This is a genomic window from Ruminococcus sp. FC2018 (genome assembly GCF_000621805.1).
Classification (GTDB): domain Bacteria; phylum Bacillota; class Clostridia; order Oscillospirales; family Ruminococcaceae; genus Hominimerdicola.
Window position 1 is genome coordinate 68,227 of the sequence record NZ_JHXH01000009.1, and the last position, 26,851, is coordinate 95,077.

Below are 26,851 nucleotides of genomic sequence, written 5' to 3' on the forward strand. Positions count from 1 at the left end.
CGATTTGTTGTATATTACTTTTTATCCTGAAGGAACTGCAGCACGCCGCCTACCGCAATAGCGAGGCAAGCAAGAAGCATGATGTAGAATCCTGCGCCCTTGGATACAAGACCAAGTGAGTCTTTGAACTGGAATATCCACTCAAAGATGAAGAACACTACTGCAACACCACCGGCAATAAGCATATTCAAGCCCTTTTTGGTAACTGCAAGGAATGCAGAACAAAGAGCAATGAGAATGCCGAGGATCCAGTGGAATGCGCCGCCGTCAAAGAAGTTGGCAGACTTGGAAATGCCGAACATTGTTACCTTCAGATAAGGCAGGAACATGGAAATAAGAAGAACTACTGCTCCGCCCAGAGCAACAAACTGAGGAATACCAAATGATTTAATGTCAGTGATATTTGACTTGAAATCATTTACCATGTCCTGAGGATTAAATCCGTTTTTGTTACCTCCGAAGTTGTTTGCCTGATTCATTGGCTGCTGTGGCTGCTGTGCCATAGGTGCGCCGCAGGATGAACAGAATGGGCTTCCGTCCGGAACCTGTGCTCCGCATTTTGGACAAAACATATTACTACCCCTTTTCATATTGATTGACGAAATTGCTTATTATTTTTGTCAGACATTCGTCTACGGTCATTATATCATCATTCTTCACACTTTACAATGCTAATTGCATAAAATCGGCGTTTTTAACAATTTACACAGCTATTTCTTTAAGATTATTGACGAATGCACAATGGTTTTATTATTATTCCCAGTTTTTCCAGACATCGGGACAGTAACCAACAGTCGCATGCTTTCCGTTTCTCACAACGGGAGCGGTGATTATCTGCGGATTTTCAAGGAGCTTTTCCTGCTTTTCCTCAGCGCTGCCCAGATATCTGAACAGGGTGGCTGCCTCACCCTTTGCCTTTGGATCCAGCAGCTTGTCAATGTCCCCCACCGCCGCAAGTACGCTTGTGAACTCACCCTTGCTCATGCCCTTGGAGTTAAGGTCAATGTACTGAAAGCTTATCCTGCGCTCTTTGAAATATCTCTGCGCTTTCTTGGTGTCAAATGATGAGGAGCGTCCGAATATCTGTATGTTCATGCAAGTATCTCCCCGTTTCTGCACTCCAGATAAATGGTGAAAGGACCGTCGTTTACAAGCTCGACCTGCATTTCTGCGCCGAAAATCCCGCTTTCAACCTTGCCGTTTATTTTCTCGGCACACTTGGTCTTAAACAGTTCAAAGAGACGGTTCGCCTCGCCGGGACTGCCGGCATAGATAAATGACGGGCGATTGCCGTGGTGGCAGTCGGCAAGCAGGGTAAACTGGGAAACTGCCAGAATATCTCCGTCCACATCGTTTATGGAAAGGTTCGTCTTGCCGTTTTCATCGGAAAAGATACGCAGCTTTGATATTTTATCCGCCAGCTTTTCGCAGTCTGCATCGGTATCATCTTTTGCGGCACCGAAAAGTATCATAAAGCCCTTTTCGATCTTGCCAACTATTTTTCCATCAACGGTAACAGATGCTCGGGTCACTCTCTGGATTATTGTTTTCATGCTGTTTTCTCCTTTTCAGTAGTCAGAATATCACTATGTTGTAATAGTACCTGTACTGCTCGCCTTTTCCCAGCTTTATGGCGTTGGGTTTGTTCTCGATATTTTCAAAATCGTCGTCGTAAAACGTGGGCACAGAGGTCCATGGTTCAAGGCATACAAACTGTGCTCTGTCGTCGCCTGTTGGTGACCACACGGTTATGCAGTCGCTGACAGGATACTCCAGGCGGACATAGCTGCTGCTTTTTCGGGATCTGAGGGAGATAGCCTTTGAGTTGGGATAGTTAATGGGTATGGAATCGTTGTCAAACAGCTTTCTGGTCATGTCCAGCTGTTTGCCGTATTTCACCAGAGTAACAGTCTCATCCCCTATCTTCTGGGTGATATGCTCGTCCAGGTCAAACTCAACATAGTAATCGTCAAAGCTTTCTCCTTCGTTCAAAGGACAGTTGAATGCAGGGTGCGCACCCAGATAAAAATACATATCTTCATCACCGGTGTTGGTCACCAGATTTTCAACGCTCAGGCAGTTGCCGCTGATGGTATATTTAACGTCAAGGCAGAACTTGTACGGATACTGTGCCAGAGTCTCGGTGTTGTCGGTAAGGCGGAAGGAAAGAGAGTCGTCGGTCTGCCCTGTGAACTCAAACTCCATGTCCCTTGCAAACCCATGATTTGCCTTCATGGTGTACTGCTTCCCACCGGCAGTATATTTCCTGTCTTTTGGGGAGCAGATAAAGGGGAAAAGAATGGGCGCATAACGCTTCCATGCGTCGCCGCACTGCCAAAGATACTCCTTACCGCCAAGCTTTACCGAGTGGAGCTCGGCACCGAAGGTGTCGGCGGATATTTCCAGCTTACCATTTTTTATAGTATAAAGCATTTTTGTACCTCCAATGTAATAATTTCATTAAAATCATACCACAATTTTCATATCTTTTCAATAGGGTTTTTCCTGTGCGGCTGGGGAATATGAAAAACGGCGAACAAAGGAGCAAGAATGAGAAAAACAAAGAAAACAGCATATTACATTGATGCAGATGTTCCCATTTTGCTCCCGTTTGCCCGGGAAGACTTTGCGAAAAAAATAAACTCGTGATATAATATGCTAAACCGAAAGGTTGAGGATGTACATCCGCAAATAGGAGAGAAATACACAGACAGAAAGGAATTTAAAATGGCTCAGGATAATGTTATTGACATTGGAAAAAGAAAGAAAGGAACTGTGAAGATAGTTCTTTGTATCGTTGCAGTGCTGTTCGTAGTTTTGGCTGTTATTTCGGCGATAAGGATAGTACCTGCGGGCTGCACGGGAGTTGTTACCACATTCGGAGAGGTATCCGACACATCGCTGACTGAGGGACTGCATTTTGTGATCCCCTTTGCACAGAAGGTCGAGATAATCTCCAACAAGATCCAGATCTATGAGGCTACCGCCGATGCAGTATCAAACGATATGCAGGCTGTAAGCACAAAGATCGCAGTAAACTACCGTATACAGAGCGAGGCTTCCGCAAGGATATTCAGGGATATCGGCGTTGACTACAAGGACGTTATACTTATGCCTACCGTTCAGGAGGGCATGAAGAGCGTCTGTGCAAAGTACAATGCAGAGCAGCTTATAACCAAGCGTGCAAGCGTTGCAGACGAGATAAAGACAGAGCTTGCTGCCAAGGTCTCGGAGTACGGGATCGAGATCGAAAAATTCAACATTGTGAACTTTGATTTCTCAAAGGAATTCAACGAGGCTATCGAAGCAAAGCAGGTGGCAGAGCAGAATTATCTCAAAACCAAGACCGAGCAGAACCAGGCTATCGTTGTTGCAGAGGCAGAGGCTAAGAAAAAGGTGATCGCTGCCGAGGCAGACGCTAAGGCTATCAAGGCAAGAGCAGACGCTCAGGCGGCTGCAAACAAGACCATTGCAGAGTCTCTCAGCCCTACGCTGATACAGTATCAGACCATTGAGAAATGGAACGGCGTACTGCCCAAAGTGGCAAGCAGCGCAAATCCTCTGATCTCACTGGATCTTGACGATGAAGCAAAGACAAGCAGCACCACCACCGACCAGCAGCAGAAAGCTGCACAGTAAACAAAGGCAAGAACCCCGGACCGCTTGTGATCCGGGGCTCTTTTTATGCGTGTATGAAAAGCTGTTTGAGATACTGCGGTCACCGTTGCTGCACAGCTTATCAGCACGGGACGTACGGAGATATAAATATATCATCAACAGGTTTCTTCGCCTGTGCTGTGCAGATGAAAAATCGGCAGCATCTGCGTGCGGTCAGAGCAAAGGTCCTGTTGCTGCGTGGTGAAAAGACAGCTGTCTGTCTTTGGCATAAAGATAGCATGGCAGGGATAGAATGTCAATACGAAAAGCCGAATTTTATCCGAACTGTAAATCCGCTGTTGCATTTTTGATATCGTTGTGTTATAATGGTTACAAGTTTTAGCTTGAAAGGAGCGTTTGTTATGGGTGTCAAAGGCATTTTGCTTATCATTGAGGGACTTGTGTTGGCTGTGGGATTTCTCATGGTTTATATGGCTGTGAAAAGAAAACAGAGGTGCACCGAGCCTGCTGTTGCAACTATCGTGGACATAAAGCGTGACACAGACACCGATGACAAGGGCAACAAGTCATACAGTTACAGACCTGTGCTTGAGTACAAAGTGGGAGTGGAGACCTTCAAGCGCACCGCAAAGGCGACTTCAAAAGACCGCAAGGCATATAAGGTGGGTGCGCAGGTGAACATCAAGTTCAATCCGCTCAAGCCCAAGGAGTTTATGACCGCAAAACAGAAAAGCGGTTACGGCACAGGCATACTGCTTATGGTCATTGCACTGGCGGCAGCGGTGGCAACACTTATTTTTGCATAAGCTATCCTAACGGACCTTTGGTAATTTCCAAAGGTCTTTTTTACTGGCTGTTTTCAAATTCATATTTCAGCTCCCCGGGAAAGCTTATTTCTTTAAGCTCGCCGTCTTTGAAGCGTGCGGAAAAATCCTGTCCGTTGAGGGAAGCTTTTTCGATTATGTCCTCTCCCTCTTTGGAACAGCTCACATCTGTTTTGCCTATTAGCTTTTCCACCGCACCGCAGCAGGTATCTGCCATGGACATACCTCCCAGGCTGCTGCGGTCAAGCTCATATTTCAGCCCCATAAACTCCATGGTACACACCTTGCCTGTAAGACCTATTTTCATCCCTTTGACGGTATCCGGCTGTGAAAACTCCATTTCCCACACGTCTGCATCGGCTCGCTTAACATCGGCTGTATATTGCTTTTCGTGGTGGGTCATGGTAACACGGCAGCTGAACTTTTCGTCTATGTCACAGGGCTTTGCGCCGGCGGAATTTGCACAGGCGGTAAGGCACAGGGCTGCAATGGGCAGCAAAAGATACTTTTTAAGGTGCATTGTTTTCCCTCCGTAAAAAAAGGCTTTCTTCCGAAACCAGAAGAAAGCCGTGTTTTTTAATGCGATGTGTTATGCCTCAAGCTGTGCGAAATATCTTCCCAGAGAAGCGGCAATGTCCGTTGGCAGAACGCTTCTTGGAGAGGAGCCTTCACACAGCATCTCAGCGGTTTTGCCCATGATATAACTTGCCCCTGCGCAGGCATCAACAGGCTTGCAGCCCTGGGCGATCAAAGAGGCAGCCATGCCTGCCAGCAGGTCTCCCGAGCCGCCTTTGGAGAGGGCGGTATTGCCTGTATCTGTCAGGATACACCGGTCACTGTCCACCGCAAAGCTCTCACAGCTTTTTGAAAGCAGGGTAACTCCGTATTTTCCGGCTGTTTCACGGGCAATATCCAGCCTGTTGGAAAGCACCTGTTCAATGTCCCTTCCGCACAGCCGTGCCAGTTCCATGGGGTGAGGCGTAAGTATCACATCGGATTTTTTCTTCTGTAATACATCTATATTCGCCGCCAGGGAATTTATGCCGTCTGCATCTATCACCAGGGGACAAAAGCTGTTCATCACCAGCTCAGCCACCAGCTGTTCAGTCTGCTGTGTGTGCCCAAGACCGCAGCCTATAAGCATACATTGGGAGCGTTTTGATTTTTCAATAAGCACCTGTGTGTTGGCTGCGGTGAGAAAGCCGTCTTTATCTGTTTCAAGGTGGGTGTAGGTACACTCAAGAATACGTGATGAAAGCGAGTTTATGACCTTATCTGCCGAGCAAAGCTCGTACAGTCCCACTCCGCTGCGCAAAGCACCCAATGCGCTTATCCCCGCAGCACCGATATAGCTATGGCTGCCGCACACAGCGGTGACCTTACCGAATGTACCTTTGTTGCCGTAGGCAAGTCTTTCGGGCAGTATGCTCCTGACGTACTGCTTGTCGCACAGCTCAACGGTGAATGGGTCGGTCTCGCAGCCTTGTGGTATGCCGATATCCGCCACCGTGACCTTGCCGCAGAAATACCTGCACGGAGAAAGGAGCAGCCCTGCTTTTTTTCTGTGGAAGGTCAGCGTCATGTGTGCTTTGAAAGAATCCTTGTCTGCAAGCCCGTTTGAGGCGTCGCACCCGGAAGGCAGGTCGCAGGCGATACGAATTGCATCGGTCGAGTTCACAATGGCAAACACACCGGCAATATCTCCTGTCAGACTGCCATGAAAGCCTGTACCGAAGAGGCAGTCGACGATCACATCAAATCCTGAGAAAAAGTCTCTGTCCGGGGACGAACGGAGTATGGTCACATTGGGGTCAAGCTTTGCAAATGCCGCTTTTGCAAGATCTGTGGCTGAGTCGCCGCATGGGAGCATAACGGTCACATCAACTCCGGACTGCGCAAGAAAATCTGCGCAGACAAAGCCGTCTCCACCGTTGTTGCCCTTGCCTGCAAGGATAAGGCAGCGGTGCACACCGCCGGACATACAGGCTTTGAGCACAAAACGCCCCAGAGCCTGTCCTGCGTTATCCATGAGACGGGAAAGGCTGACGCCGCTGTTATGGGAAAGCTTTTCGCAGTTGACCATCTGCTGCACGGTAAGTATGCGCTCCATTTGTGACCCCCCCTTTTTTTACACCTCGTCTGTTTGAACCGGGGTATATATCTTTGTGAACTCGTTTCGTATCTCTCTGGGGAGATAGGGTATCATCATGCTGACAAGTCTGTCGTTGGGCGAAAAGAAAAGTGTGGTATCGCCGTAATCCTTGTATTTGAAATTGATAAAAAATTCTTTCATCTCACCGCTGTTGTCCGATGCAAGCACCATGGTGCTGTCTGCATCGACCTCCATATCGTCGTCCCAGATGCCTATTTCGGAGATATTGTTCAGACTCAGTGAGCAAAGCCTTTTGCGCTTGCTCTGGGCAATTATCTTATCAATATCCAGTTCACCGTTGGTGAAGATATACTCGTATTCTATCTCCAGCTTTTTGGCAAGCTTGAAAGAAAAATAAATTGCCAGTATGCCAAGAAATATTGCAAGCGGCGCAAATTTAGACTCAAACGCCATTGCGGTAAATATAAGTGCCATTGCAAGGGCGAAGGCAGATACCTTCACCATTATTCCCAGCACTTTATCACGCTGTGTGGGTGTCTTTTTGACCACCTGCTCCATAAAACTGTCTGTTACCACTGAAAAATGCTCCCTTCGTTTTATTAAACTTCCCTAATATTTTAACACGTTGCAAGTTATTTTTCAAGGGTTTTGCAAGATTTGCCGAAAATATAGCATTGATTGTTGAAAAAAGCTGAATAATGTGGTAAAATAATATGGATATAAGCATAAAGCAGGGAAAGGGAAGATAAAATGGTAATTGATTTTCATGTACACGCATTCAACCCTAAGATAGCTGAAAAAGCAATAAGTGTTCTTGCTCAGCGCTGCGGCATAACCCCTTACACAAGGGGGCTTGTGGAGCAGACGGTGGAATGTATGGACAGGTGGGGAGTGGACAAGTCGGTGCTTTTGTCCATTGCCACAAAACCCAGCCAGCAGACAGTGATAAACGACTGGGCACAGCAGCAGGAAAGCCACAGATTCATCCCCTTCGGCAGCGTTCACCCGGATGCACAGGATGCTGTGGAGGAAGTGTTCAGGATAAAGCAAAGGGGCTTGCACGGAATAAAGCTCCATCCGGATTATCAGGATTTTATGGTGGACGATCCTAAGGTCGACCCGGTGCTGGACGCCGCACAGCAGGCAGATCTGCCGGTCATATTCCATTCGGGGTTCGACGTGCTTTCACCCGATCTTATACACTGTATGGCCGGACCTGCGCTGAAAATGATAAAGCGTCACAAGGGCTTGAAAATAATACTTGCCCATCTTGGCTGCAACGACCACTGGCAGGATGTGTACGATATCCTCGCGGGAGTAGACGGTGAGGTTTACTTTGACACTGCGTTCACCTCATGGAGATGCCCTGACGATATAATGACGAAAATAATCAGAAAGCATGGTGCCGACAGGATTCTTTTCGGCAGCGATATGCCCTGGGACAGACCCGACAGGATACGGGACAAGATACTGGGGCTGAAGATATCCGACGACGACAAGGAAAAGATACTGGGGATAAACGCACAAAGACTGCTGGGACTGTGAGCGGTCGGCAAGGAGGGATAGCTATGTCCGTAAAAGAAAAAGTAGCAAGTATTCTTGAACAAAACTGCGGAAAGTTCGTATCCGGACAGGAGCTTGCCCAGCAGCTTGGCTGCACACGGGGAGCGGTCTGGAAGGCAATAAGAGCCCTTCAGAAGCAGGGCTTTGAGATAACTGCGGTGACCAATAAGGGATATTGCATGGAAACAGGCGGAGATATACTTACGCTCAGCGGAGTGAAAAAGCATCTCTCCCACAGATGCCGTGATATGGATATCCTGGTCTATGACTGTGTGGACAGTACAAACGATATTATCAAGGAATGTGCCAAAAAAGGTGAGGCGGAAGGCAAGGTAGTTATTGCCAGACAGCAGACAGGGGGCAAGGGAAGACTTGGAAGGTCGTTTTACTCCCCAAAGGACACGGGACTGTATCTGAGTATCCTGCTGAGACCGAAAATGCAGATGTTCAGGGCAATGCGGATAACCACCTGCGCAGCTCTTGCCGTGTGCGATGCAATAGAAAGCGCAACGGGAAGAAAGCCCGATATCAAATGGGTCAACGATGTTTATCTTAACGGAGCCAAGGTGTGCGGCATACTTACCGAGGCGGCTGTGTCGGTGGAAAACGGCGGATTTGACTACGCTGTGCTGGGTATCGGGGTAAATGTATACGCTCCCGAAGGGGGGTTCCCCGACGAGATAGCGGACGTTGCCGGTGCTGTTGCCGATAACACGGTATCCCAGCTCAAAAACAAGCTGGCGGCGGGGATAATAAGCAGCTTTATGGACTATTACCACGATATTGAAAAAGGCGGGTTCCGCCGTGCATACAGCAAAAGGCTGATGTGGAAGGGCGAGGATATATATATCATAAGCCGGGAGCAAAAGACCCCTTGCCGGATAATAGATGTGGACGATGAGTGCAGACTGGAAGTGGAAATGGAAAACGGCGAAAAAAGGCTGATCTCCAGCGGAGAGATAAGCATAAGACGGCGCTGATGACTGCTGTGCGGCAAATAACGGTTGATAACTGTGAGATAATTTGCAAAAATGACCGTTTACCTATTGAAAAATGAGAAAAAATATGTTACAATAAATTGATAAGTATGTGTTGTGAGGGTAGTGCTTTTATGAGAGAGATAAAAAAAGTCGCCGCAATACAGGATATGTCCGGTCTGGGGAGATGCTCCCTGACGGTGATAATTCCTGTTCTGAGCGCAATGGGTATACAGGTCTGTCCTGTTCCCACGGCGGTGCTTTCGGCTCATACGGGCTACGGCGAATTCGTAATGCACGACCTTACAGACTTTATGGTGCCCGTGCTGGAACACTACAAGAAGCTCAGGGTGGACTTTGACTGCATATACAGCGGCTTTCTGGCATCTGCGGAGCAGATAGACCACTGCCTTGACTTTTTCAAAGCCTTTCCAAATGCTCTGAAGCTGGTCGACCCTGTAATGGGGGACGACGGCAGGGCGTATGCCACCTACACCAAGGAGCTTTGCGGCAGAATGGGCGAGCTTGTGGCAGTGGCGGACATAATAACTCCAAACCTTACCGAGGCGGCGATACTCCTTGGGGAACAGTACCCTAAAAATGCAGTATCACAGGAACTTATCAAAAAATGGCTGGTGCGTCTTTCGGAAATGGGAGCGGACACCGTGGTTATAACAAGCGTTATGCTTGAGGACGGGAACATGGCTACTGTGGGCTACAACAAAGCCGACGGCAGCTTCTGGCGGCTGGACAACAAGCTTGTGCCGGCACATTATTCCGGAACAGGGGATATGTTCGCCAGCGTGCTTATAGGAAGCATACTCAAGGGTGACGACCTGGCTGTGGCTATTAACAGAGCGGGAGATTTCACCGAACATTCGGTGAGAGTTACATACAGATGCAAAAGACCGTGGACAGAGGGACTGATGTTTGAAGGCGAGCTGGGGAAGCTGTTTTCGGACAGAAAGTACAACGACTGTGTGAGGATATGATGAGTTTGGATAAAAAAACGGGACCCAGGCTCCACATAGTCCTGGCAGAGCCGAGGATACCCCAGAACACGGGGAACATATCAAGGACCTGCGCAGTTACCGGTGCGGTGCTGCACATGATAAAACCCTACGGCTTCACCATAACCGACAGCCAGCTCAGACGGGCAGGGCTGGATTACTGGGATAAGCTTGAGATATATGAATATGAAGGCCTTGATGAGTTCTTTTCAAAAAACAGCGGAGATATGTTCTTGTTCACAACAAAGGGCAGAAAGGTCCATTCGGATGCCGTTTATGACATAAACAAGGATACATATCTTATTTTCGGCAGAGAGGACAAGGGACTGCCCGAAAAGCTGCTTTACGATAATCCCGATAAATGCGTAAGGATACCCATGCGTAAGACCCTGCGCAGTCTCAACCTTTCAAATTCCGTGGCAATAGCGGCTTATGAGGTGCTCAGACAGTGGGGATATCCCGAGCTTTCCACTAAGGGACAGCTTACACAATACACTTGGCAAGATAGCGGGGAGGATATATTTAATGGCTAAAATAAAATTCCTTACGGATTCCGCCAGCGACATTTCGGTGGAATATGAAAAAAAGTATGACATAATGATACTTAATTTCAAGGTGGCAATGGGCGATAAAAGCTACACCACCCGTGTGGATTTCGATAACAAGAAGTTCTATAAGATGCTGGATGCATATGACGGGGTCCCTACTACATCACAGATAACCGCAATGGAGTATGCCGAGGTTTACAAGGATCTTTACAAACAAGGCTACACCGATGTGATAAACACCACCATAAACAGCCAGGGCTCATCTACATACGGCAACTCCGTTATGGCGGTGGATATGTTCTTTGAGGAGAACCCGGAGGCAAAGGGAAAGATAAACTTTTACAACATCGACGGCAGAGGTTATACCGGCGGCTACGGATACGCCGTTATCCAGGGCGCAAAAAAAGCAAAGAAGGGTATGGCTGCAAAGGATATCGTTGCTTTTATGAAGGACTGGATAGACAACTGTGTTATCTTCTTTGCTCCGTATACTCTTAAATACGCCAGAAAGTCCGGAAGGATACCTTCCGCTGCGGCATTTGTGGGTGAGGTCATGGGACTCAAGCCCGTTATGAGGATACAGGATAACAAGATAGTTACCGAGACTAAGGTCAGGGGCGACAAGGCAGTGATCCCGAAGATACTTGATCTTACTGTTGAACACATGATACCTAAGACACCCTACTGTATCGTTTACGGAAACGACGAGACGGTAATGGAGGAAATGGCTCAGGTTATGATAAAGAAGGTCGGCTATCCGCCGGAAAAATACTTCCAGATCGGTGCGGCAATAGCGATCAACGCAGGTCCCAGAGTTGTGGGTGTTATTTTCAAGGCACAGCATAAGTGAAATTGAGCTTTTGGAGGAGTGCTGAATGAACGGAAGATTGCCGTGGATACTTATGGGCGGCGGTATCGCCATAATACTTGTGACAGGCTGGTGCAGATTCCTTATCGACGTGGACAGAGTATGGTCGATCACGGCACTTGTTGTTGGTCTGCTTATGGTAGGTGCGGGAGCGATCATCAATTCAAAAGGCGGCAATGACAAAAGCGGCAATGACGAGAGCGGCAGGGAAAATGCCGACAAATAACAGCACTGCTGAAAGCTTGCATATCACGCAGACCGCTTTGGGATAGACAACCCAATGGCGGCGATAAAATGTAAATCATGGGGCTTGCCCCAAATATAATAAAGAGAGGATGTCTGTAATTATGGCAGGATTAAACAAGGTTAGTGTTGATGACATTAACGTAAAGGGAAAGAAAGTTCTTGTGAGAGTTGACTTCAACGTACCGCTCAAGGACGGTGTTATTACCAACGATAACAGAATAACAGCTGCGCTCCCTACTATCAAAAAGCTTGTAGCTGACGGAGGAAAGGTAGTGCTTTGCTCACATCTGGGCAAGCCCAAGAACGGTCCGGAGGCTAAGTTCTCACTTGCTCCCGCTGCTGCAAGACTTGCAGAGCTGGTTGACACAAAGGTTACTTTTGCAGCTGACGATACAGTTGTAGGCGACAATGCAAAGAAGGCTGTTGCCGAGATGAACGACGGCGATATCGTTGTTCTTGAAAACACAAGATTCAGAGGCAATGAGGAGACAAAGAACGGCGAGGAGTTTGCTAAGGAGCTTGCAGATCTGGTTGACGGTCAGGTGTTCGTTATGGACGCTTTCGGTTCCGCTCACAGAGCACACGCTTCCACAGCAGGCGTTACAAAGTTTGTCAAGGAAACAGCAGTGGGCTACCTCATGCAGAAGGAGATCACCTTCCTGGGCAACGCTGTTGAGGATCCTGTAAGACCTTTCGTTGCTATCCTTGGCGGTGCAAAGGTCGCAGACAAGCTGAACGTTATCAACAACCTGCTTGAAAAGTGCGACACACTTATCATCGGCGGCGGTATGGCTTATACATTCCTCAAGGCTCAGGGCAAGGAAGTTGGTCTTTCACTGGTTGACGACACCAAGCTTGACTACTGCAAGGAAATGATGGAAAAGGCTGAAAAGCTTGGCAAGAAGCTGCTTCTTCCTATCGACACAACTATCGCAGCAGGCTTCCCTGATCCTATCGACGCTCAGATCGACGTAAGCGTTGTTGACGCTGACAGCATCCCTGCTGACATGGAGGGTCTGGACATCGGCGACAAGACAGCAGCTCTCTTCGGCGACGCTGTAAAGAGCGCAAAGACAGTTGTATGGAACGGTCCTATGGGCGTGTTCGAGAACCCTGTTCTGGCAAAGGGAACTATTGCAGTTGCAAAGGCACTTGCCGAGACAGATGCTACTACTATCATCGGCGGCGGCGATTCCGCAGCAGCTGTTATCCAGCTGGGCTTTGCAGACAAGATGAGCCACATCTCCACAGGCGGCGGAGCTTCCCTTGAGTACCTTGAGGGCAAGGTTCTTCCGGGTATCGACGTTATAGCAGATAAGTAATATTCCACAGGCTGAATACTCAATAAACGACATAAGTCTTGGTAATGAAAGCTTGGGGCAGGCAGCAAAAATGCCTGCCCTTTTCTGTTTTGAGAAAAAGGAGAGAACATGAAGTATTACCTCAAAAGCATAAAAGCCAACGGTCGGCTGCTGTTAATGATAATGGCGATAAATCTGTGTATTGATCTGTTGGTTTTTGCTTCAAGCCTTCCGAATGCTGAGATGAAGGGGTACTGGGTCCCTACAGCAATATGTCTGGTGATAACAGTGGGGGTAATGCTGTTTTTCATTGCATTGATATGCGTGATAACAAAGAAAAATATAGAGTGTTACAGGCTGCTTGATGAAAAGGGACCGTGTCCGGAGCTTATTGAGGCGTATGCAAGGGCGAGAAAGTATAAGCTGAGTGCAAGAGACCACTGTGTGCTTGCCTCGTATTATCTGGCAATGGACGATCCGGACGGGGCGGACAGTGAGCTTGCTGTCGCCGGACAGCTGCAAATGTACGATGTTGTCACAAAGGTCTATTATTCGGAGCTTTTCACAGAGACGAGAATAAAGCAGAGAAGATTTCCCGAGGCAGCTGTGATGTACAACAACTATCTGAGCATAAACGGGGAGTATTGCAGGTCTCATCCCGGGGCATTGGCTGTTGAGCATTATTCAAACGGTGCTTTGTTTCAGGCAATGAACGGAAATATGCAGGGCGCAATGGAAAATCTCAACGCCATGGAAAAGTCCATAAAAAGGACACGCAAGTTTGCTTTTACCAGAAACACTGCGCTTATGGGTGTATACCTCATTATGAGGGATTATGCCAATGCGGACAGCATAAAAGACATGATGCTCAAGGACATTGACACCTTTGACGGGTTCGATCTGATATGCGACAAACAACTGGTAATGCATGACATAGTAAGTATGCAAAAGACGTTCGATGAGCGTACCGGGGATACATATTAAAAGAATATGAGAGGAAAGAATGAAAATGGAATTTTTGGCTGTGCTGGCAGATGAATCAAGTGAAACACCGCTTAAAGGCGTGTTTTCAAGCTGGCAGGGAATAATCGGGATAATACTTGCTGTAGTAGGGGTAATGATGATCTATGTGGGCATAAAAGTCTATAACGGATTCAAGGTGGATTTTTCAACTTCCCAGAATATTCCCGAGGAGGATACTCACGTTCCTGCCACAGCAAAGATACAAAATAAGGTGAAAACCACAATGCCCGATTTCAACGGTCAGGGAGAGCGTGAGATAATCGAGTGGACAATGGTGTATGAAGTGGACGGGGAAAAGTATAAGCAGACTATCCCCGACAACGGGTACGAGAAAGGTCAGATAATCGATATCATGTATGAGCCCGGCGATCCCAACAACTTTTATGTTTACGACAAGCAGGCGGAAGAGGCGGCTGCACTGGCAGAGGAAAACGGTGAGCAGCAGGAGCCGGCAGAGAAAAATAAGCTGGGACTTGGCATGGTCGTTCTTGCACTGCTTCTCATAGGCATAGGAGTTATGATGATAATAAGCTGATGTGCGTTGACAAAACGGTACGGATGTAGTATAATCTAATTGCCGATGTCCTTCACCGCTAATGGCGGTGAAGTGCACACGGTCTTTTGGCGGATAGCACCGCCAAAATCCGTAGGGAGCTTGCGCTCCCACGGGCAAAGATCGCCTCGTCGCAGCCGATGTCGAGCAAGCTCACATCGGGCTTTGCTCCGAGATAAATAAAAGGTCGGAAAACAATGATATTGTTTAATAATAGGGCAATTGCCCAATCAATAGAAAAGGAGTTTTTACTATGAAAAAGTCGGTAAGAAAGGCTATCATCGCCGGAAACTGGAAAATGAACAAGACAAGACCCGAAGCTAAGGAGCTTCTTGAGGCTATCAAGCCTCTGGTTGCCAACGCTGAGGGCAAGGTAGAGGTCATCGCTTGCGTGCCTTTCACAAACCTTGAAACTGCTATCAATGCAACCGCAGGTTCAAACGTAAAGATCGGTGCAGAGAATTGCCACTTTGAAAAGAGCGGTGCGTTCACAGGCGAGATATCTGCTGATATGTTGGTGGAGCTGGGCGTTGAGTACGTTGTTCTCGGTCACTCCGAGAGAAGACAGTACTTCGGTGAGACAGACGAAACGGTAAACAAGAGAACAAAGGCTGCCCTTGCAGCAGGTCTGAAGCCTATCGTTTGCGTTGGCGAGCTGCTTTGGGAGCGTGAGTGCAACATCACAGAGGAAGTTATCGCAAAGCAGATCAAGCTTGATTTCTACGATATCTCTGCACAGGACATCAAAAAGTGCGTTATCGCTTATGAGCCTGTATGGGCTATCGGAACAGGCAAGACCGCAACAGCTGACCAGGCTGAGGAGGTTTGCGCATTCATCAGAAAGATGCTGGCAAAGCTTTACGACGAGGCTACCGCAGAGGCAGTTACTATCCAGTACGGCGGATCAATGAACGCAGGCAACGCTGCAGAACTTCTCTCCAAGGAGAATGTTGACGGCGGACTTATCGGCGGTGCATCCCTCAAGGCAAACGACTTCAACACAATTGTACAGGCTGCTGTTGAAGGCTGATAATACAGTTCACTATAAGTGAGTAGAATGGAGATATATTATGAGTAAAAAAACAGTTGTACTTGTTGTTATGGACGGTGTGGGAATTTCCAAGACACATCTTGGAGATGCTGTAACAGAGGCAAACACACCTACCCTTGACAGACTGTGGAAGGAGTGTCCTCACACCACATTGAAGGCTCACGGAGATGCTGTGGGACTGCCCACAGACGACGATATGGGTAACTCCGAGGTAGGTCATAACGCACTTGGCTGCGGACAGATCTATTCTCAGGGAGCAAAGCTGGTAAACGAGTCTATCGCAAGCGGAAAGATGTTTGAGTCTGCAACATGGAAAAAGCTTATCTCAAACGTTAAGGACAACGGTTCCACATTCCACTTCCTGGGACTGCTCTCCGACGGTAACGTTCACTCGAATATCGCTCATCTTAAAACAATGCTTGCACAGTGCAAAAAAGAGGGCGTTGCAAAGGTAAGATGCCATATCCTGCTCGACGGACGTGACGTTCCCGCAACAAGCGCACCTATCTATATTGAGGATCTTGAAAAGTGCATCGCAGAGCTTAACGATGCTTCCTTTGATGCACAGATCGCATCCGGCGGCGGAAGAATGAAGATCACTATGGACAGATATCAGGCTGACTGGGGCATGGTCGAGCTTGGCTGGAACACCCATGTTCACGGTCAGGGCAGACAGTTTGCAACTGCACTTGAGGCAGTTGAGGCTCTCAGAGGCGAGACAGAGGCTATCGACCAGGATCTTCCTCCTTTTGTTATCGCAAAGGACGGCAAGCCTGTAGGCAAGGTCGAGGACAACGACAGCGTTGTACTGTTCAACTTCAGAGGCGACAGAGCTTTGGAGATCTCAATGGCATTTGACGGCGGAGCAGAGTTCAAGCACTTTGACAGGGGCGTTATGCCAAAGGTTATTTATGCAGGTATGCTGGAGTACGACGGCGATCTGAAGATCCCTAACAACTACCTTGTAAATCCTCCCGAGATCAAAAACACACTTTCTGAGGTGCTGGTAAATGCAGGGCTTAACTCCTACGCTGTTTCCGAGACCCAGAAGTACGGTCACGTTACATATTTCTGGAACGGCAACCGTTCCGAGAAGTTCTCCGAGGAGCTTGAAACATGGAAAGAGATCCCTTCTGACAACGTTTCATTCGACCAGAGACCTTGGATGAAGTCCGCAGAGATAACCGACGATATGATCGAGGCTATCAAGTCGCAGAAGTACGACTTCATCAGATGCAACTATCCTAACGGCGACATGGTAGGTCACACAGGTTCGATGGATTCCACGATCGTTGCAGTTGAGGCTGTTGATATCGGTCTTACCAGATTGCTCAAGGTGGCACAGGAGTACGACTGCACAGTTCTTATCACAGCCGATCACGGCAACGCCGATGAGATGCTTGAAAAGAACAAGAAGGGCGAGATCAATGTAAGAACAGCTCACTCTCTCAACAGAGTTCCGTTCTTCATCGTAAGCAAGGATAAGTACGAGATAATCGATGCTGAAAGCACAAAGTACGGCCTTGCAAACGTTGCACCAACGGTGCTGAAGATATTTGGAATCAAGGCTCCCGATTGCTGGGAAGACTCAATGATATAATGATTCGGTTGGGGAAAACCCTTTTGAAAGAAGGTTGGAAAATGGCATAGCCATTCTCCGGAGTAACCGTGGTAACGGTTGCTCCATCCCACAAACCCCACCCCTAAAACTTTTAATGATTTTTCGCCGTTTGGGTCTGCGACCCAAACAACGAAAAAGTAGTGAGAGCTTAGAATTGAGACTTGAAGAAAGCCTTTCAAAAGAGCACTCACAATCGAATCATATACATATATGATCTATGGCTTTTCACATAGTGGTAGATGTATGTCCGAATGGGTAAACTGTTCGCTTGCGAACAGTAGGGGGCGACCGGAAAGCCCCCTGAATAAAGCGCACAGCGTATATTTAAAACAAAAAGCTGAGGTTTTCACGCCTCAGCTTTTTTTATATCCGTTTTAACTTGTGATGCAAGATAAAGTGAGCCGCATATCAGCGTCATATCGTTTGGGTGCACTTTTTGCAGAGCCTTTATCTGTAGATCTATAGGCAGTGCGCAGGGCTGTGCCTCACCGCCGAGCGCAGCTATCCTTGCCGCAAGCTCACCTTTGTCTATCGCCCTGTCCGAGAAGCCGTCCACAGTGTAAAACTCGTCCACATAGGAGATAAGTGCCGCAACGGCGTCATCAATATTCTTGTCTTTGCACATTCCTATAATTGCATGGCATTTCATTTTGCAGTCCGAAAGCACCTTTGCCAGCGCACGCAGTCCGTCGGGATTGTGTGCGCCGTCAAGGATAGTCAGAGGTTTTTTGCAAAGCACCTCTACCCGTGCGCTAAGCACAGCTTTTCCAATTCCTCTGCGAATGTTATCGTCGGTCAGTCCCAATGTATCTTTAAGCAGTCCGCACCCATGGATAACGCTCAGAGCGTTTGTTATCTGGTGCTCACCGCCCATGCTCAGTTTATAGTTCATACCGCTGTATTCAAAGCTTGAACCGAAGCAGTCAAGTGCTTTGACAGTCAGTCTGCGGGTGTCAGGGATTATGAGCAGGCTGTTTTTTTCGGCAGCGGTTTGACTTACCACCTTTACAGCCTCCGGGGAATTATTGACACTCAGAACACAGGGTACGCCGGGCTTGATTATACCTGCTTTCTGTGCAGCTATCTCAGCGATAGTGTCTCCAAGTATTGCCGTGTGGTCAAGGTCAATGGTGGTTATCACCGTCAGCACAGGGGTAGTGATAACGTTGGTGCAGTCAAGCAGTCCGCCCAGTCCCGTTTCCAGCACCACAATGTCGCATTTGTGTTTTGCAAAGTACAAAAAGGCAATAGCCTGAGATATTTCAAACTGGGAAAAGTCATTTTTGTCGGGTGAAATATCCACCGCCGCCTTGACCCTTGCGGCAAGCTGTGAAAGCTCTCTGTCGTCAATGTCCTCACCGTTGAGCCTTATCCTGTCGTTGTAGTGCAGGATATAGGGGGAGGTAAAACACCCTGTTTGCAAGCCTGCCTCCATAAACACGCTGTTGAACATCTCGCAGCAGGAGCCTTTACCATTGGTGCCTGCAACATGGACAAATTTCAAGCTGTCCTGCGGTCTGCCCAACGTGTCCAGCAGGCGGCTTATCCGCCCCAGGTCCTTGACGGGCTTTCCGGAATGGGAAAAGGAGTTTATAAAATCTATGCCCGATCTTTCAGTTGAGTTTTCTATCATTTTTATTATCCTTTTTGATTTATAATTCGCTGAACAGCTCCATCTCCTCACCCAGCGGTCCGTAACAAAATGCCATTCGCAGCGGATACTCCGGGTCAGAATCAATGACTCTTGTATTGGGCTGTATAAAGATCTCGTAGCCAGCCTGTGCGACTTTTTCTGCGGTTTTGTCAACGTCATCCGTTTCAAATGCAACGTGGCGTATCACGCCTTTTCGGTGCTCGCCTTCCTCACCGCAGAACACTTCTATCAAGCCGTTTGAGGTGTCTATCATTATTCCGCCGTCCCATTGGCGACGAAGCTTCATTCCCAGCACGCCGATGTAAAAATCCTTGACCCGCTGAAGCTCCTTGCTTGTTTTACATTTCATCGAGATATGGTGTATGCCTTTTATCATAGTGTTACCTCCGCTGCTTTACGGTCACATTTCGTCGATTATGGCTTTGAGCTGTGCAGCTGTCTCGGGGTTTACTCCTGCTGTTTTGGCAAGCTCTTGTGTGGTCGCTGCTTTAAGAGCTTCCTTGGTCTTGAAAGTGGTAAGCAGCTTGACAGCTTTCTTTTTTCCCACGCCCCGAACCTTGGTAAGCTCCAGCTGATAGGCATTCTTGCGGTGCTTTTTCGCCTGATAGGTTATAGCATAGCGGTGCACCTCGTTCTGAATGGCGGTGGCAAGATTGAATGCGCTTCGGTTTTTTGAAAGAGCGATCTCGCCATCTCCCGTGGCGACAGCTCTTGTTCTGTGGCATGAATCCTTTACAAGTCCGAACAGAGGGCAGTTTACCCCCATTTCCCGGAGCATCGGCTCCACAGCATTGACGTGCCCCTTTCCTCCGTCAAGAAGTATCAGGTCGGGCATTATTGAAAATCCCTCGTCGGTTTTTTCAAAGTAGTTTTCAAACCGTCTGCGCAGCACTTCACGCATACATTCGTAGTCGTTCTGCTCCTCAACAGTCTTTATGGAAAATCTCTTGTAATATTTTTTGCAGGGTCTGCCGTTCTCAAAAACCACCATGCCTGCAACCATATTTGTGGAGGCAAGGTTTGAGATGTCGTAACACTCGATAAACCGAGGGGGCTTTTCAAGTCCCAGAGCTTTGGAAAGCTCTTCAAGTGCGGTGACCTCACGCTTTGTTCTCCCCGTCTTGTTTGAGATAAACTCGGCGGCATTGGACTTTGCCAGCTGGGTAAGGCGCACAAGGCTGCCTCGCTGGGGTGCGAAAAGACGGACGGTGTGTCCTGCCTTCTGCTGCAAATACTGCTGCACGATCTCACGGTTTTCAAAGTCCTCTTCGATGAGTATTTCCTTGACTATCTTATCTCTGGAAGAGTAATACTGCATAAGGAATTGCTCGAGCATCTGGGAGCTTTCCATTTTTTCTCCCAGGAAGTGGTCGGATTTGTCAAACAGCCGTCCGCCACGATACATGAGCACGCTGGCACAAGCCATTTGTGCGTTCTGCGCAACGGCAACAATATCCATATCTTTTATTTTCTCATCAATTATCTTCTGGCTCTCGGCTGCTTTGTTAATAGCGTTTATCCTGTCACGGAGCTTGGCAGCCTTCTCAAATTCCAGGTTTTCCGCAGCCTCGTTCATCTCCTTTGTAAGACGCTTTACAGAGTCCTGTGAGCCGCTGGTTATAAAATTCACCGCCTGGTCAACAATGTGATTGTATTCATTTTTGCTTATCCTTCCGGTGCACACACCCATGCAGAGCTTGATATGCTGGTTAAGACAGGGACGCTGTTTTTTTATGTCCCGTGGGAATACTCTTGAACAGGTGGGAAGCATGAATACTTTGTTTGCCTCGGTGACAGCCTGTCTGACTGCAAAGGAGCTGGTGTACGGTCCGATATAGCGTGCTCCGTCCTCCTCTTTCTGAAGGGCAGCCTGAAGCCGTGGGTATTCTTCATTTGTGACTTTTATATAGCTGTAACCCTTGTCGTCCTTCAGCAGAATATTATACTTTGGCTTGTATTGTTTGATAAGGGAACATTCCAGCACCAGAGCCTCAAATTCGGAATCGGTAACGATAAACTCGTAGTCGTACACATTCTGCACCATTTTCCACACCTTTGGCAGGTGGTCCTGACCGGCACGGAAATAGGAGCTGACACGGTTTTTAAGGTTTTTCGCCTTGCCGATATAGATTATTTCATGGGTTTTATTTTTCATTATATAGCAGCCCGGGGAATCGGTGAGTTTATGAGTCTTGTCCCGCAGGAACTCTATCCGGGGGTTGTCATTTTCGGTGATATACATTTATTAACTCCTTATCAAACAATTGTATAACCTGATCTGTTCAGAGCAGAAAGCGCCTCATCAAAGCGTTCTTTTTTCACAAGTATATAATCGGTGTTATAGGTAGAGACAGCAAACACTCCTATGTTGTGACGTGCAAGAATATCTGTTATCTTTGAAAGGATACCGATCAGAGAAAAATCCAGCGTTCCACATATACGAAAGGCTTTCCAGCCGTCCTCACGGGCGCAGGTGTTAAGCGGTACATCCTTTGTGGGACATACAAGGGATATTTCTTCATCTGTCCTGCTTATAAAAAACAGCTTGATTTTTGTATTTATTTCATCAAAAGTGCTTACCTTGCAAACGGTAAGGTCATAGTCAAGTTTTTGTATATTCATTGTTACTCCTTTTTAAGCCTTTGGAAAGACCACAGTCATGCGCATTTCTCCGTCTTTTTGTTCGGCAAATATCTCCCCGTTCATTTTGAGCATAAGCTGCCTGCAAATGTAAAGTCCAAGTCCGCTTCCGCTTTTGTCGGTGCTGTTTGAGCCTCGCCAGAAGCTGTCGAAAATATGCAGCATTTCCCCCTGTGGCAGGGTACAGCCGCTGTTTGCAACGCAAACCAGCTTGCAGCCCTCCTCCTCGGTGACTGAAATGTGTATATACTTACCGTCGCCGTATTTCAAAGCGTTCTCCATAAGGTTTCGCATCACCTCTACGCTGCGGCGGAAATCTCCCTTTATAATACAGTCAAGGGGATTGTTGACGGTAAACTGCGTACCGCAGTCGTAAAGTCTTTGTGTGTAATGACTGCTTACAGATCCCAGCAGAGCTGAGAGATAGAACTCTCCCTCCTGCACTTCCAGGTGCAGAAAATCCTCACTTGCCGACCGTGTCAGCTGGGTCACGAATTTTTCAATATCGTCGGCATTCCTGTCAATGTTTCTTGCTGCCTCGGCAAGCTTCTCCTTGTCTGTATATATACCCTTGGTCATTGCTTTTGAATAAAGCTTTATTGCCGAAAGAGGAGTTTTTATATCATGGGAAATGGAAAGGATAAGGGTCTGTTTTTCTTTCAGCAGCTCAAGCTCCTGCTCTTTCTGGTCAATAATATTTTCACGCAGCATATTAACGCCCCAGACGAATTTGCCGAAGTATCTGTTCTTGTTCTCATCAAGGGGCTGGGTAAGCTTGCCCTTTGAAAGGTCATACGGTACGCTTGAAAGCTTGTGGAACGGGCGGATAAGACGCATACGGAAATAGATCAGCACAGCTATAAGCAAAAGACTGATCGCACCAAGGGATACATTGAGTATCAGTCTTGCATTTTGATTATCGCTGTCGCCGAAACGGTAGTCAAATCTGTAAAGCTTTTCGTTTATTTTTATAATGTAATTATCACTTTTGGAATCGAAAAAGCTGCTGTCCTGTGACTGTTCCGTAACGGCGGTGACGTACTCACATCCGGAAATGTCAGGAGCCGCTCCCTTTTCTATCTGTTTGCACAGTCTGTTTATCTCGACCTTATAAGGTCTGCCTTCCGTTTTTACGTCGCTGCTAAGCCATATGTTTGCCGCTGTAAATACGGCTGCGATGATAAGCAGGGAAAAAGCAATAAATATACTGTTTTTCTTCATACGAATTTATACCCCACACCCCATACGGTCTGTATTCGTACAGGCTTTTTGGGGTCGTTTTCAATTTTTTCTCTCAGCCATTTTATGTGTACAGTCAGCGTTTGCTGTTCGGAGAAACTGTCGCTGCCCCACACCCTGTCGAACAGAAAATCCTTGGTAAGAGTCTTGCCGGCATTTTCCACAAGCAGCTGCAAAAGCTCAAACTCCTTTGGAGTCATTTCAAGGAGCTTGTCATTGCGAAATGCAGTTTTTTCCGCTTTGTTAAGCCGCAGATCACCGCTGACCACCTCGTCCAGGGAGTATCTGCGTTTGAAAACACCTGCGATCTTGGCAAGAAGAATGTCTATATCAAACGGTTTTTCAAGGTAGTCGTCCGCACCTATCATCAGCCCGTTCAGCTTGTCACTTTTATCACCCTTTGCGCTGAGGATAAAGATCGGGGTGTCATTTTTCCTGCGGATGCGCTCGCACACGGAAAAACCGTCCATGCCCGGAAGCATAATATCAAGCAGCACCAGCCTTGCACCGTATTTTTCAAAAATATCGATAGCTTTTTCTCCGCTGTCGGCTACGGTAACGGTGTAGCCCTCGGCACGGAGAAAATCGCTCATCAGCGTGGAAAGCTCCTTGTTGTCCTCGGTTATGAGTATATCTATCATGCCATCACCCCATTCGGATATTTTACCTGTATTTAAGAATATCATAGCCGCAAACGCTTGTCAAGCACAACAGTGCAAAAGCCCGATGACGAAGGTGTTTTCATCATCGGGTGCTGCAGCTTGCAAAATATGAACTGTGTCTATATTTTGTCACCAGCCCATTTCCATAAGCCAGTTGTTGAGTGTTCTTTCTCTTTCCCTCATGTTTGACCCTTCGGTGAACACCCCAAGGGATTTTTCTCCCCTTATTTCTCCGTCAACGATAAACATTACCCTTGAACACTTGGAGGCAACTCTTGCATCGTGAGTAACCATCATTATCGTTGTGCCCTCGCGGTTGAGCGAGCACAGCATATCCATTACCTCGTCAGAGGAACTTCTGTTCAGCGCACCTGTCGGCTCATCGGCGAAGATTATCTGCGGGTCGTTTATCATGCTGCGGCAGATGCAGGCTCTCTGGAGCTGTCCGCCCGACACTTCGTTGATGTCGTGCCCTGCGGTGTCGATTATCCCCATTTTGCGCATGAGCGCCTCGCCCTGCTCTCTTATCTGCTTGCGTGAGCGCTTTTTGCTCTTAGACTCGGTAGCAGGGAGAATGATGTTGTCAAGTATCGTCAGATTTTTAAGCATATGCATCTGCTGGAAGATGAAACCCATCTTTTCAAGCCTTACGTTTGCCAGCTTTTTTTTCGGCATTGAAGCGATATTTTCGCCGTCAATCATTACCTCGCCTGAGGTCGCATCGTCCATTCCCGATGCGGTGTACAGAAGGGTGGATTTGCCCGAGCCTGACGGTCCCATTATTGCGACCATTTCGCCCTTGTTTACATTGAAGCTGACGTTGCGAAGTGCGTTGTTCTGCTTTTTGTTGGTGATATATGTCTTGCAAAGGTCTTTTACTTTAAGAATAGTCTGTGTAGCCATGATGTTTTCTCCTTTTCTCTTATTCTATGCTTGATGTCTGCTGTGCTGTTATCCTTTTTGTGTAAGCCGCCGTTATCCATACGCTTATCGCCATGAGTATCATTATCAGTACGGGGTAGCCTACTGCGACCCTGAGTGTGTTCATTGAATACTTAACGCCCTGATTTACACCCATGAAACTGAATATCGGATTGCCTATCAGCTTTGATACCGGCAGTGCGAGCACGCCTGCGATAACTGCTGAGATAACGCCTGTGATGATGAATCTCTTTGTGTGCCACTTGATTATCTTGTCGTCTTTGAAGCCGATAGCCTTCATTGTTGCGATCTCGCCTGTCTCCTTGATGACCATTGATCTTTCCATAAGAACTGCTACCATGATAACGATAGCTGCCGAAAGGATCAGGAAGAAGATCTTGATAGTGTCGAACAGAGGTCCTACCGATGTGATGTCCTGTGCGAGCTTTGCGCCTGTCTTTACATCGCTTACCTCCGGGAACAGCTCCTTGATCTTTTCGATGCGATCTTCAACTTCCTTGTCGCTGGGGTCGTCTGTGAACCTGATCTGTGTGCTGAAGCAGCCGCTTGAGAAGTTGTAGTCAACATCGAGATCCTCGTGAAGTCTGATGCTCTGTCCCATGTTTATCATTGCATCGTACATACCCGAGATGATAAGCTCGTATTTCTTGCCGCCTATCGTAACTGTGATAGTGTCGCCGATGTCAGCGCCGAGATCCTTTGCTGTGTTTGGCTGGACCGCTACCTCGTTTGCATTCGCCGGAGCGCTGCCCTTGGTGTAAATATGTTCGTCTGCGGCGTTGTTTACGCCCTGTATCGTGGTGACCTTGGTAGTCTTGCCATTGAATTCCTGCTTTGCTGCGAGCATCTCTTCTCTGTATACTCTTGCCGGCATACCGTTTTCAGCGAGTGTCTGCTCCATTTTCCTGAACCTGTCTGTGAGCATCTGCTTTCCGCTGCCGTCCTTGGTGTTCATATAGGTGTTGTCGTTGTCGTTGAATGCAGCGTCACTTGGTACACATGCAAGCAGCGAGAGCATTTCCTTGCTGTTGAGAGTATCTGCACAGATGTCGAGGAACTGTATCGGCAGCATCGTCAGAGCGAATACCACGATGATGATAAGAAATCTCTTTGGTGCGCTCATAACGTCGTTTGATGCCATGAAAGATGTTGTGCCCAGTCTTGACTTTGAAAGTCTGAGGAAGCCCTTTCTCTTGAATCTTTCGCCTGTCTCGCCGTTTCTGATCGCATCGACAGGGGAGAGCTTGTTTGCCTTTTTTGTGCAGAGCAGTGCGAACAGCATTATAACTGCAACGACTGCGATGCCGCAGATGATGTTTATGATAGGATTGCTGCTTGATTCAACCATTATCGAGCTTGCCGAGATGTCTGTCAGCAGACTTCCGAACGGGAAGCTCAGAGCTGTTCCGATCACTGCTGCAACTACCGAGATAGCGAGGTACTTTACAAGGTACTGGCTTCTGATCTTGAGGTTGCCAAGACCGATAGCCTTCATAACGCCTATCTCTCTGAACTCAGATGAGAGTGTGAATGAGATCGTGAATCTCAGAACGATAAGAGCTACGATGACGAGTATCGCACTTACTGCTAAAAGCAGCAGAGAAACTATCATATCAAAGATGTATGATGACTTGATGAAATCTCTCTTTCCGCAGAACACAAGGCTCAGGTCTGACTTGTTGAGCGTGTCGATGATGTCGTCTGAATATTCGGTATTGATAAAGTAGAACTTGCCCGATACACCGAGCTTATCAGCCTCTTTCATAAAAGGCTCTGCGTCCTCGTCGTTGAGTATCATTCTGCCGTTGCCCATGAGAGACGAGCCCATACCTGCATCGTAGAATGTTCCTGCTACCTTGAATTCCTTTTCAACATCGCCGAGCTTGAACTTCAGCGTGTCGCCGACCTTTATTCCGCCCTGAGCATCATACTTGTTTGCGATGAGTATCTCGCCCTTTTTGACCTCGGTTATCTTGTTCTTGTCCTTGTCAAAGTAATTGAGCTTTGTTCCGCCGATAGGCATAAGGTCTGTTGTTGATGTGAAGTCTGTCTTGCTGCCGTCATTGAATCTGATCTCGTCGGGATCCATGAACCACATCGGCTCATATTCTATCTTTGAATACTTATCCTTGGCTTTTTCTTCGAGCACCTGCTCAACTGTCTGTGTCTCCGTCCTGTTGTATGTTGCGCACATAACATCGGTGATGCCCGCATTGTCAAAGTATTTATCCAGCGATGATGTCGATGCTATCATACTGTTTACGCTTCCCGATATGAACATTACCGAGATGATGATGAACAGCAGGATTATCGTGTTCATCGTCCTGCCTCTTTTGAGGTCTTTTTTTAAGATAGTAAAAAACATTTTTCTCTCCCTTGCTCCCTTTATTGTCTATGC

General features: G+C 47.6%; 28 protein-coding genes. 13 read left to right on the forward strand and 15 right to left on the reverse strand.

Features of this window, described 5'->3' with window-relative positions; translation table 11 throughout:
* Nucleotides 1-14 precede the first annotated feature (14 nt).
* The 4 genes from T494_RS0107590 to T494_RS0107605 all read right to left on the reverse strand — a co-directional run bounded on the left by T494_RS0107590 (nt 15) and on the right by T494_RS0107605 (nt 2,433).
* Nucleotides 15-572 carry a zinc ribbon domain-containing protein gene (locus tag T494_RS0107590; RefSeq protein WP_028505779.1) on the reverse strand — a complete coding sequence of 186 codons (558 nt, stop codon included), beginning with the start codon at nt 570-572 and terminating at the stop codon, nt 15-17.
* Between the two features lie 181 nt (nt 573-753).
* Nucleotides 754-1,095, reverse strand: coding sequence for an ArsC/Spx/MgsR family protein (locus T494_RS0107595; RefSeq protein WP_028505780.1), 342 nt, complete (start codon nt 1,093-1,095; stop codon nt 754-756).
* A complete protein-coding gene (gene dtd, locus T494_RS0107600; protein WP_028505781.1) occupies nt 1,092-1,553 on the reverse strand; it encodes a D-aminoacyl-tRNA deacylase in 462 nt (153 codons plus the stop codon). The genes T494_RS0107595 and dtd overlap by 4 nt, the downstream gene beginning before the upstream one ends.
* Nucleotides 1,554-1,575: 22 nt before the next feature.
* A complete protein-coding gene (locus T494_RS0107605) occupies nt 1,576-2,433 on the reverse strand; it encodes an aldose 1-epimerase family protein (protein ID WP_028505782.1) in 858 nt (285 codons plus the stop codon).
* A 294-nt stretch (nt 2,434-2,727) separates the two neighbouring features.
* Here T494_RS0107605 and T494_RS12655 point away from each other — a divergent pair, with 294 nt between their 5' ends.
* Both T494_RS12655 and T494_RS0107620 read left to right on the forward strand, forming a co-directional pair.
* Entirely contained in the window at nt 2,728-3,639 is a 912-nt protein-coding gene (locus T494_RS12655) for a prohibitin family protein (RefSeq protein ID WP_197021138.1), read from the forward strand.
* A gap of 380 nt (nt 3,640-4,019) precedes the next feature.
* A complete protein-coding gene (locus tag T494_RS0107620; RefSeq protein WP_028505783.1) occupies nt 4,020-4,424 on the forward strand; it encodes a DUF3592 domain-containing protein in 405 nt (134 codons plus the stop codon).
* 40 nt (nt 4,425-4,464) lie between these two features.
* Here T494_RS0107620 and T494_RS0107625 read toward each other — a convergent pair whose 3' ends face one another.
* From T494_RS0107625 to T494_RS12660, 3 genes are all read right to left on the reverse strand, one after another.
* Nucleotides 4,465-4,962, reverse strand: coding sequence for a hypothetical protein (locus tag T494_RS0107625; protein ID WP_028505784.1), 498 nt, complete (start codon nt 4,960-4,962; stop codon nt 4,465-4,467).
* Nucleotides 4,963-5,031: 69 nt separating this feature from the next.
* Nucleotides 5,032-6,552: a bifunctional ADP-dependent NAD(P)H-hydrate dehydratase/NAD(P)H-hydrate epimerase gene (locus tag T494_RS0107630; RefSeq protein ID WP_028505785.1), complete on the reverse strand. Its 1,521-nt coding sequence runs from the start codon at nt 6,550-6,552 to the stop codon at nt 5,032-5,034.
* Nucleotides 6,553-6,570: 18 nt separating this feature from the next.
* On the reverse strand, nt 6,571-7,131 hold the full coding sequence (locus T494_RS12660; protein ID WP_051540219.1) for a DUF6106 family protein: 561 nt from the start codon (nt 7,129-7,131) through the stop codon (nt 6,571-6,573).
* A 174-nt stretch (nt 7,132-7,305) separates the two neighbouring features.
* Between T494_RS12660 and T494_RS0107640 the strand changes: the two genes are divergently transcribed.
* The 11 genes from T494_RS0107640 (at nt 7,306) to gpmI (ending at nt 17,295) form a co-directional block, all read left to right on the forward strand.
* The gene (locus T494_RS0107640; RefSeq protein ID WP_028505786.1) at nt 7,306-8,100 is read left to right on the forward strand and encodes an amidohydrolase family protein; all 795 of its coding nucleotides are present in this window, start codon (nt 7,306-7,308) and stop codon (nt 8,098-8,100) included.
* 23 nt (nt 8,101-8,123) lie between these two features.
* Nucleotides 8,124-9,098 (forward strand): biotin--[acetyl-CoA-carboxylase] ligase, encoded by a 975-nt coding sequence (locus tag T494_RS0107645; RefSeq protein WP_028505787.1) that lies wholly within the window; start codon nt 8,124-8,126, stop codon nt 9,096-9,098.
* A gap of 131 nt (nt 9,099-9,229) precedes the next feature.
* Complete coding sequence (locus T494_RS0107650) at nt 9,230-10,087, forward strand: pyridoxamine kinase (RefSeq protein ID WP_028505788.1); 858 nt, start codon at nt 9,230-9,232, stop codon at nt 10,085-10,087.
* 5 nt (nt 10,088-10,092) lie between these two features.
* Nucleotides 10,093-10,638: a tRNA (cytidine(34)-2'-O)-methyltransferase gene (locus T494_RS0107655; RefSeq protein WP_028505789.1), complete on the forward strand. Its 546-nt coding sequence runs from the start codon at nt 10,093-10,095 to the stop codon at nt 10,636-10,638.
* Nucleotides 10,631-11,503 carry a DegV family protein gene (locus tag T494_RS0107660; RefSeq protein ID WP_028505790.1) on the forward strand — a complete coding sequence of 291 codons (873 nt, stop codon included), beginning with the start codon at nt 10,631-10,633 and terminating at the stop codon, nt 11,501-11,503. The genes T494_RS0107655 and T494_RS0107660 overlap by 8 nt, the downstream gene beginning before the upstream one ends.
* Before the next feature lie 25 nt (nt 11,504-11,528).
* A complete protein-coding gene (locus T494_RS0107665) occupies nt 11,529-11,747 on the forward strand; it encodes a hypothetical protein (protein ID WP_028505791.1) in 219 nt (72 codons plus the stop codon).
* 121 nt (nt 11,748-11,868) lie between these two features.
* Complete coding sequence (locus T494_RS0107670) at nt 11,869-13,089, forward strand: phosphoglycerate kinase (protein WP_028505792.1); 1,221 nt, start codon at nt 11,869-11,871, stop codon at nt 13,087-13,089.
* A 108-nt stretch (nt 13,090-13,197) separates the two neighbouring features.
* Entirely contained in the window at nt 13,198-14,052 is an 855-nt protein-coding gene (locus tag T494_RS0107675; protein WP_028505793.1) for a hypothetical protein, read from the forward strand.
* Between the two features lie 19 nt (nt 14,053-14,071).
* A complete protein-coding gene (locus T494_RS0107680; RefSeq protein WP_028505794.1) occupies nt 14,072-14,626 on the forward strand; it encodes a DUF3592 domain-containing protein in 555 nt (184 codons plus the stop codon).
* Nucleotides 14,627-14,897: 271 nt separating this feature from the next.
* The gene (gene tpiA / locus T494_RS0107685; protein WP_028505795.1) at nt 14,898-15,674 is read left to right on the forward strand and encodes a triose-phosphate isomerase; all 777 of its coding nucleotides are present in this window, start codon (nt 14,898-14,900) and stop codon (nt 15,672-15,674) included.
* 40 nt (nt 15,675-15,714) lie between these two features.
* Entirely contained in the window at nt 15,715-17,295 is a 1,581-nt protein-coding gene (gpmI, locus tag T494_RS0107690; protein ID WP_028505796.1) for a 2,3-bisphosphoglycerate-independent phosphoglycerate mutase, read from the forward strand.
* Nucleotides 17,296-17,662: 367 nt separating this feature from the next.
* Here the strand turns inward: gpmI and T494_RS0107695 are convergent, their stop codons facing one another.
* The 8 genes from T494_RS0107695 to T494_RS0107730 form a co-directional block, all read right to left on the reverse strand.
* A complete protein-coding gene (locus tag T494_RS0107695) occupies nt 17,663-18,949 on the reverse strand; it encodes a folylpolyglutamate synthase/dihydrofolate synthase family protein (protein WP_028505797.1) in 1,287 nt (428 codons plus the stop codon).
* 19 nt (nt 18,950-18,968) lie between these two features.
* Nucleotides 18,969-19,346, reverse strand: a complete 378-nt coding sequence (locus T494_RS0107700; RefSeq protein ID WP_028505798.1) for a VOC family protein — start codon at nt 19,344-19,346, stop codon at nt 18,969-18,971.
* A gap of 24 nt (nt 19,347-19,370) precedes the next feature.
* Nucleotides 19,371-21,212: an excinuclease ABC subunit UvrC gene (gene uvrC, locus T494_RS0107705; RefSeq protein ID WP_028505799.1), complete on the reverse strand. Its 1,842-nt coding sequence runs from the start codon at nt 21,210-21,212 to the stop codon at nt 19,371-19,373.
* Between the two features lie 14 nt (nt 21,213-21,226).
* Nucleotides 21,227-21,592, reverse strand: coding sequence for an ACT domain-containing protein (locus tag T494_RS0107710; RefSeq protein ID WP_028505800.1), 366 nt, complete (start codon nt 21,590-21,592; stop codon nt 21,227-21,229).
* 12 nt (nt 21,593-21,604) lie between these two features.
* Nucleotides 21,605-22,831, reverse strand: a complete 1,227-nt coding sequence (locus T494_RS0107715; RefSeq protein ID WP_028505801.1) for a HAMP domain-containing sensor histidine kinase — start codon at nt 22,829-22,831, stop codon at nt 21,605-21,607.
* Nucleotides 22,828-23,490: a response regulator transcription factor gene (locus tag T494_RS0107720; RefSeq protein WP_028505802.1), complete on the reverse strand. Its 663-nt coding sequence runs from the start codon at nt 23,488-23,490 to the stop codon at nt 22,828-22,830. Before T494_RS0107720 ends, T494_RS0107715 begins: the two co-directional genes overlap by 4 nt.
* A gap of 150 nt (nt 23,491-23,640) precedes the next feature.
* On the reverse strand, nt 23,641-24,414 hold the full coding sequence (locus tag T494_RS0107725) for an ABC transporter ATP-binding protein (RefSeq protein WP_028505803.1): 774 nt from the start codon (nt 24,412-24,414) through the stop codon (nt 23,641-23,643).
* A gap of 19 nt (nt 24,415-24,433) precedes the next feature.
* A complete protein-coding gene (locus T494_RS0107730; RefSeq protein WP_197021139.1) occupies nt 24,434-26,773 on the reverse strand; it encodes an FtsX-like permease family protein in 2,340 nt (779 codons plus the stop codon).
* Nucleotides 26,774-26,851 lie beyond the last annotated feature (78 nt).

Bases quoted from the DNA above. Each gene is read 5' to 3' on its own strand.
- T494_RS0107620 (WP_028505783.1), top strand. From the start codon at position 4,020: ATGGGTGTCAAAGGCATTTTGCTTATCATTGAGGGACTTGTGTTGGCT.
- T494_RS0107715 (WP_028505801.1), bottom strand. From the start codon at position 22,831: ATGAAGAAAAACAGTATATTTATTGCTTTTTCCCTGCTTATCATCGCA.
- gpmI (WP_028505796.1), top strand. From the start codon at position 15,715: ATGAGTAAAAAAACAGTTGTACTTGTTGTTATGGACGGTGTGGGAATT.
- T494_RS0107640 (WP_028505786.1), top strand. From the start codon at position 7,306: ATGGTAATTGATTTTCATGTACACGCATTCAACCCTAAGATAGCTGAA.
- uvrC (WP_028505799.1), bottom strand. From the start codon at position 21,212: ATGTATATCACCGAAAATGACAACCCCCGGATAGAGTTCCTGCGGGAC.
- T494_RS0107595 (WP_028505780.1), bottom strand. From the start codon at position 1,095: ATGAACATACAGATATTCGGACGCTCCTCATCATTTGACACCAAGAAA.
- tpiA (WP_028505795.1), top strand. From the start codon at position 14,898: ATGAAAAAGTCGGTAAGAAAGGCTATCATCGCCGGAAACTGGAAAATG.
- T494_RS0107670 (WP_028505792.1), top strand. From the start codon at position 11,869: ATGGCAGGATTAAACAAGGTTAGTGTTGATGACATTAACGTAAAGGGA.
- T494_RS0107730 (WP_197021139.1), bottom strand. From the start codon at position 26,773: ATGAACACGATAATCCTGCTGTTCATCATCATCTCGGTAATGTTCATA.
- T494_RS0107645 (WP_028505787.1), top strand. From the start codon at position 8,124: ATGTCCGTAAAAGAAAAAGTAGCAAGTATTCTTGAACAAAACTGCGGA.
- T494_RS0107665 (WP_028505791.1), top strand. From the start codon at position 11,529: ATGAACGGAAGATTGCCGTGGATACTTATGGGCGGCGGTATCGCCATA.
- T494_RS0107680 (WP_028505794.1), top strand. From the start codon at position 14,072: ATGAAAATGGAATTTTTGGCTGTGCTGGCAGATGAATCAAGTGAAACA.
- T494_RS0107710 (WP_028505800.1), bottom strand. From the start codon at position 21,592: ATGAATATACAAAAACTTGACTATGACCTTACCGTTTGCAAGGTAAGC.
- T494_RS0107700 (WP_028505798.1), bottom strand. From the start codon at position 19,346: ATGATAAAAGGCATACACCATATCTCGATGAAATGTAAAACAAGCAAG.
- T494_RS0107725 (WP_028505803.1), bottom strand. From the start codon at position 24,414: ATGGCTACACAGACTATTCTTAAAGTAAAAGACCTTTGCAAGACATAT.
- T494_RS12655 (WP_197021138.1), top strand. From the start codon at position 2,728: ATGGCTCAGGATAATGTTATTGACATTGGAAAAAGAAAGAAAGGAACT.
- T494_RS0107695 (WP_028505797.1), bottom strand. From the start codon at position 18,949: ATGATAGAAAACTCAACTGAAAGATCGGGCATAGATTTTATAAACTCC.
- dtd (WP_028505781.1), bottom strand. From the start codon at position 1,553: ATGAAAACAATAATCCAGAGAGTGACCCGAGCATCTGTTACCGTTGAT.
- T494_RS0107675 (WP_028505793.1), top strand. From the start codon at position 13,198: ATGAAGTATTACCTCAAAAGCATAAAAGCCAACGGTCGGCTGCTGTTA.
- T494_RS0107625 (WP_028505784.1), bottom strand. From the start codon at position 4,962: ATGCACCTTAAAAAGTATCTTTTGCTGCCCATTGCAGCCCTGTGCCTT.
- T494_RS0107720 (WP_028505802.1), bottom strand. From the start codon at position 23,490: ATGATAGATATACTCATAACCGAGGACAACAAGGAGCTTTCCACGCTG.
- T494_RS0107630 (WP_028505785.1), bottom strand. From the start codon at position 6,552: ATGGAGCGCATACTTACCGTGCAGCAGATGGTCAACTGCGAAAAGCTT.
- T494_RS0107650 (WP_028505788.1), top strand. From the start codon at position 9,230: ATGAGAGAGATAAAAAAAGTCGCCGCAATACAGGATATGTCCGGTCTG.
- T494_RS0107660 (WP_028505790.1), top strand. From the start codon at position 10,631: ATGGCTAAAATAAAATTCCTTACGGATTCCGCCAGCGACATTTCGGTG.
- T494_RS0107590 (WP_028505779.1), bottom strand. From the start codon at position 572: ATGTTTTGTCCAAAATGCGGAGCACAGGTTCCGGACGGAAGCCCATTC.
- T494_RS0107605 (WP_028505782.1), bottom strand. From the start codon at position 2,433: ATGCTTTATACTATAAAAAATGGTAAGCTGGAAATATCCGCCGACACC.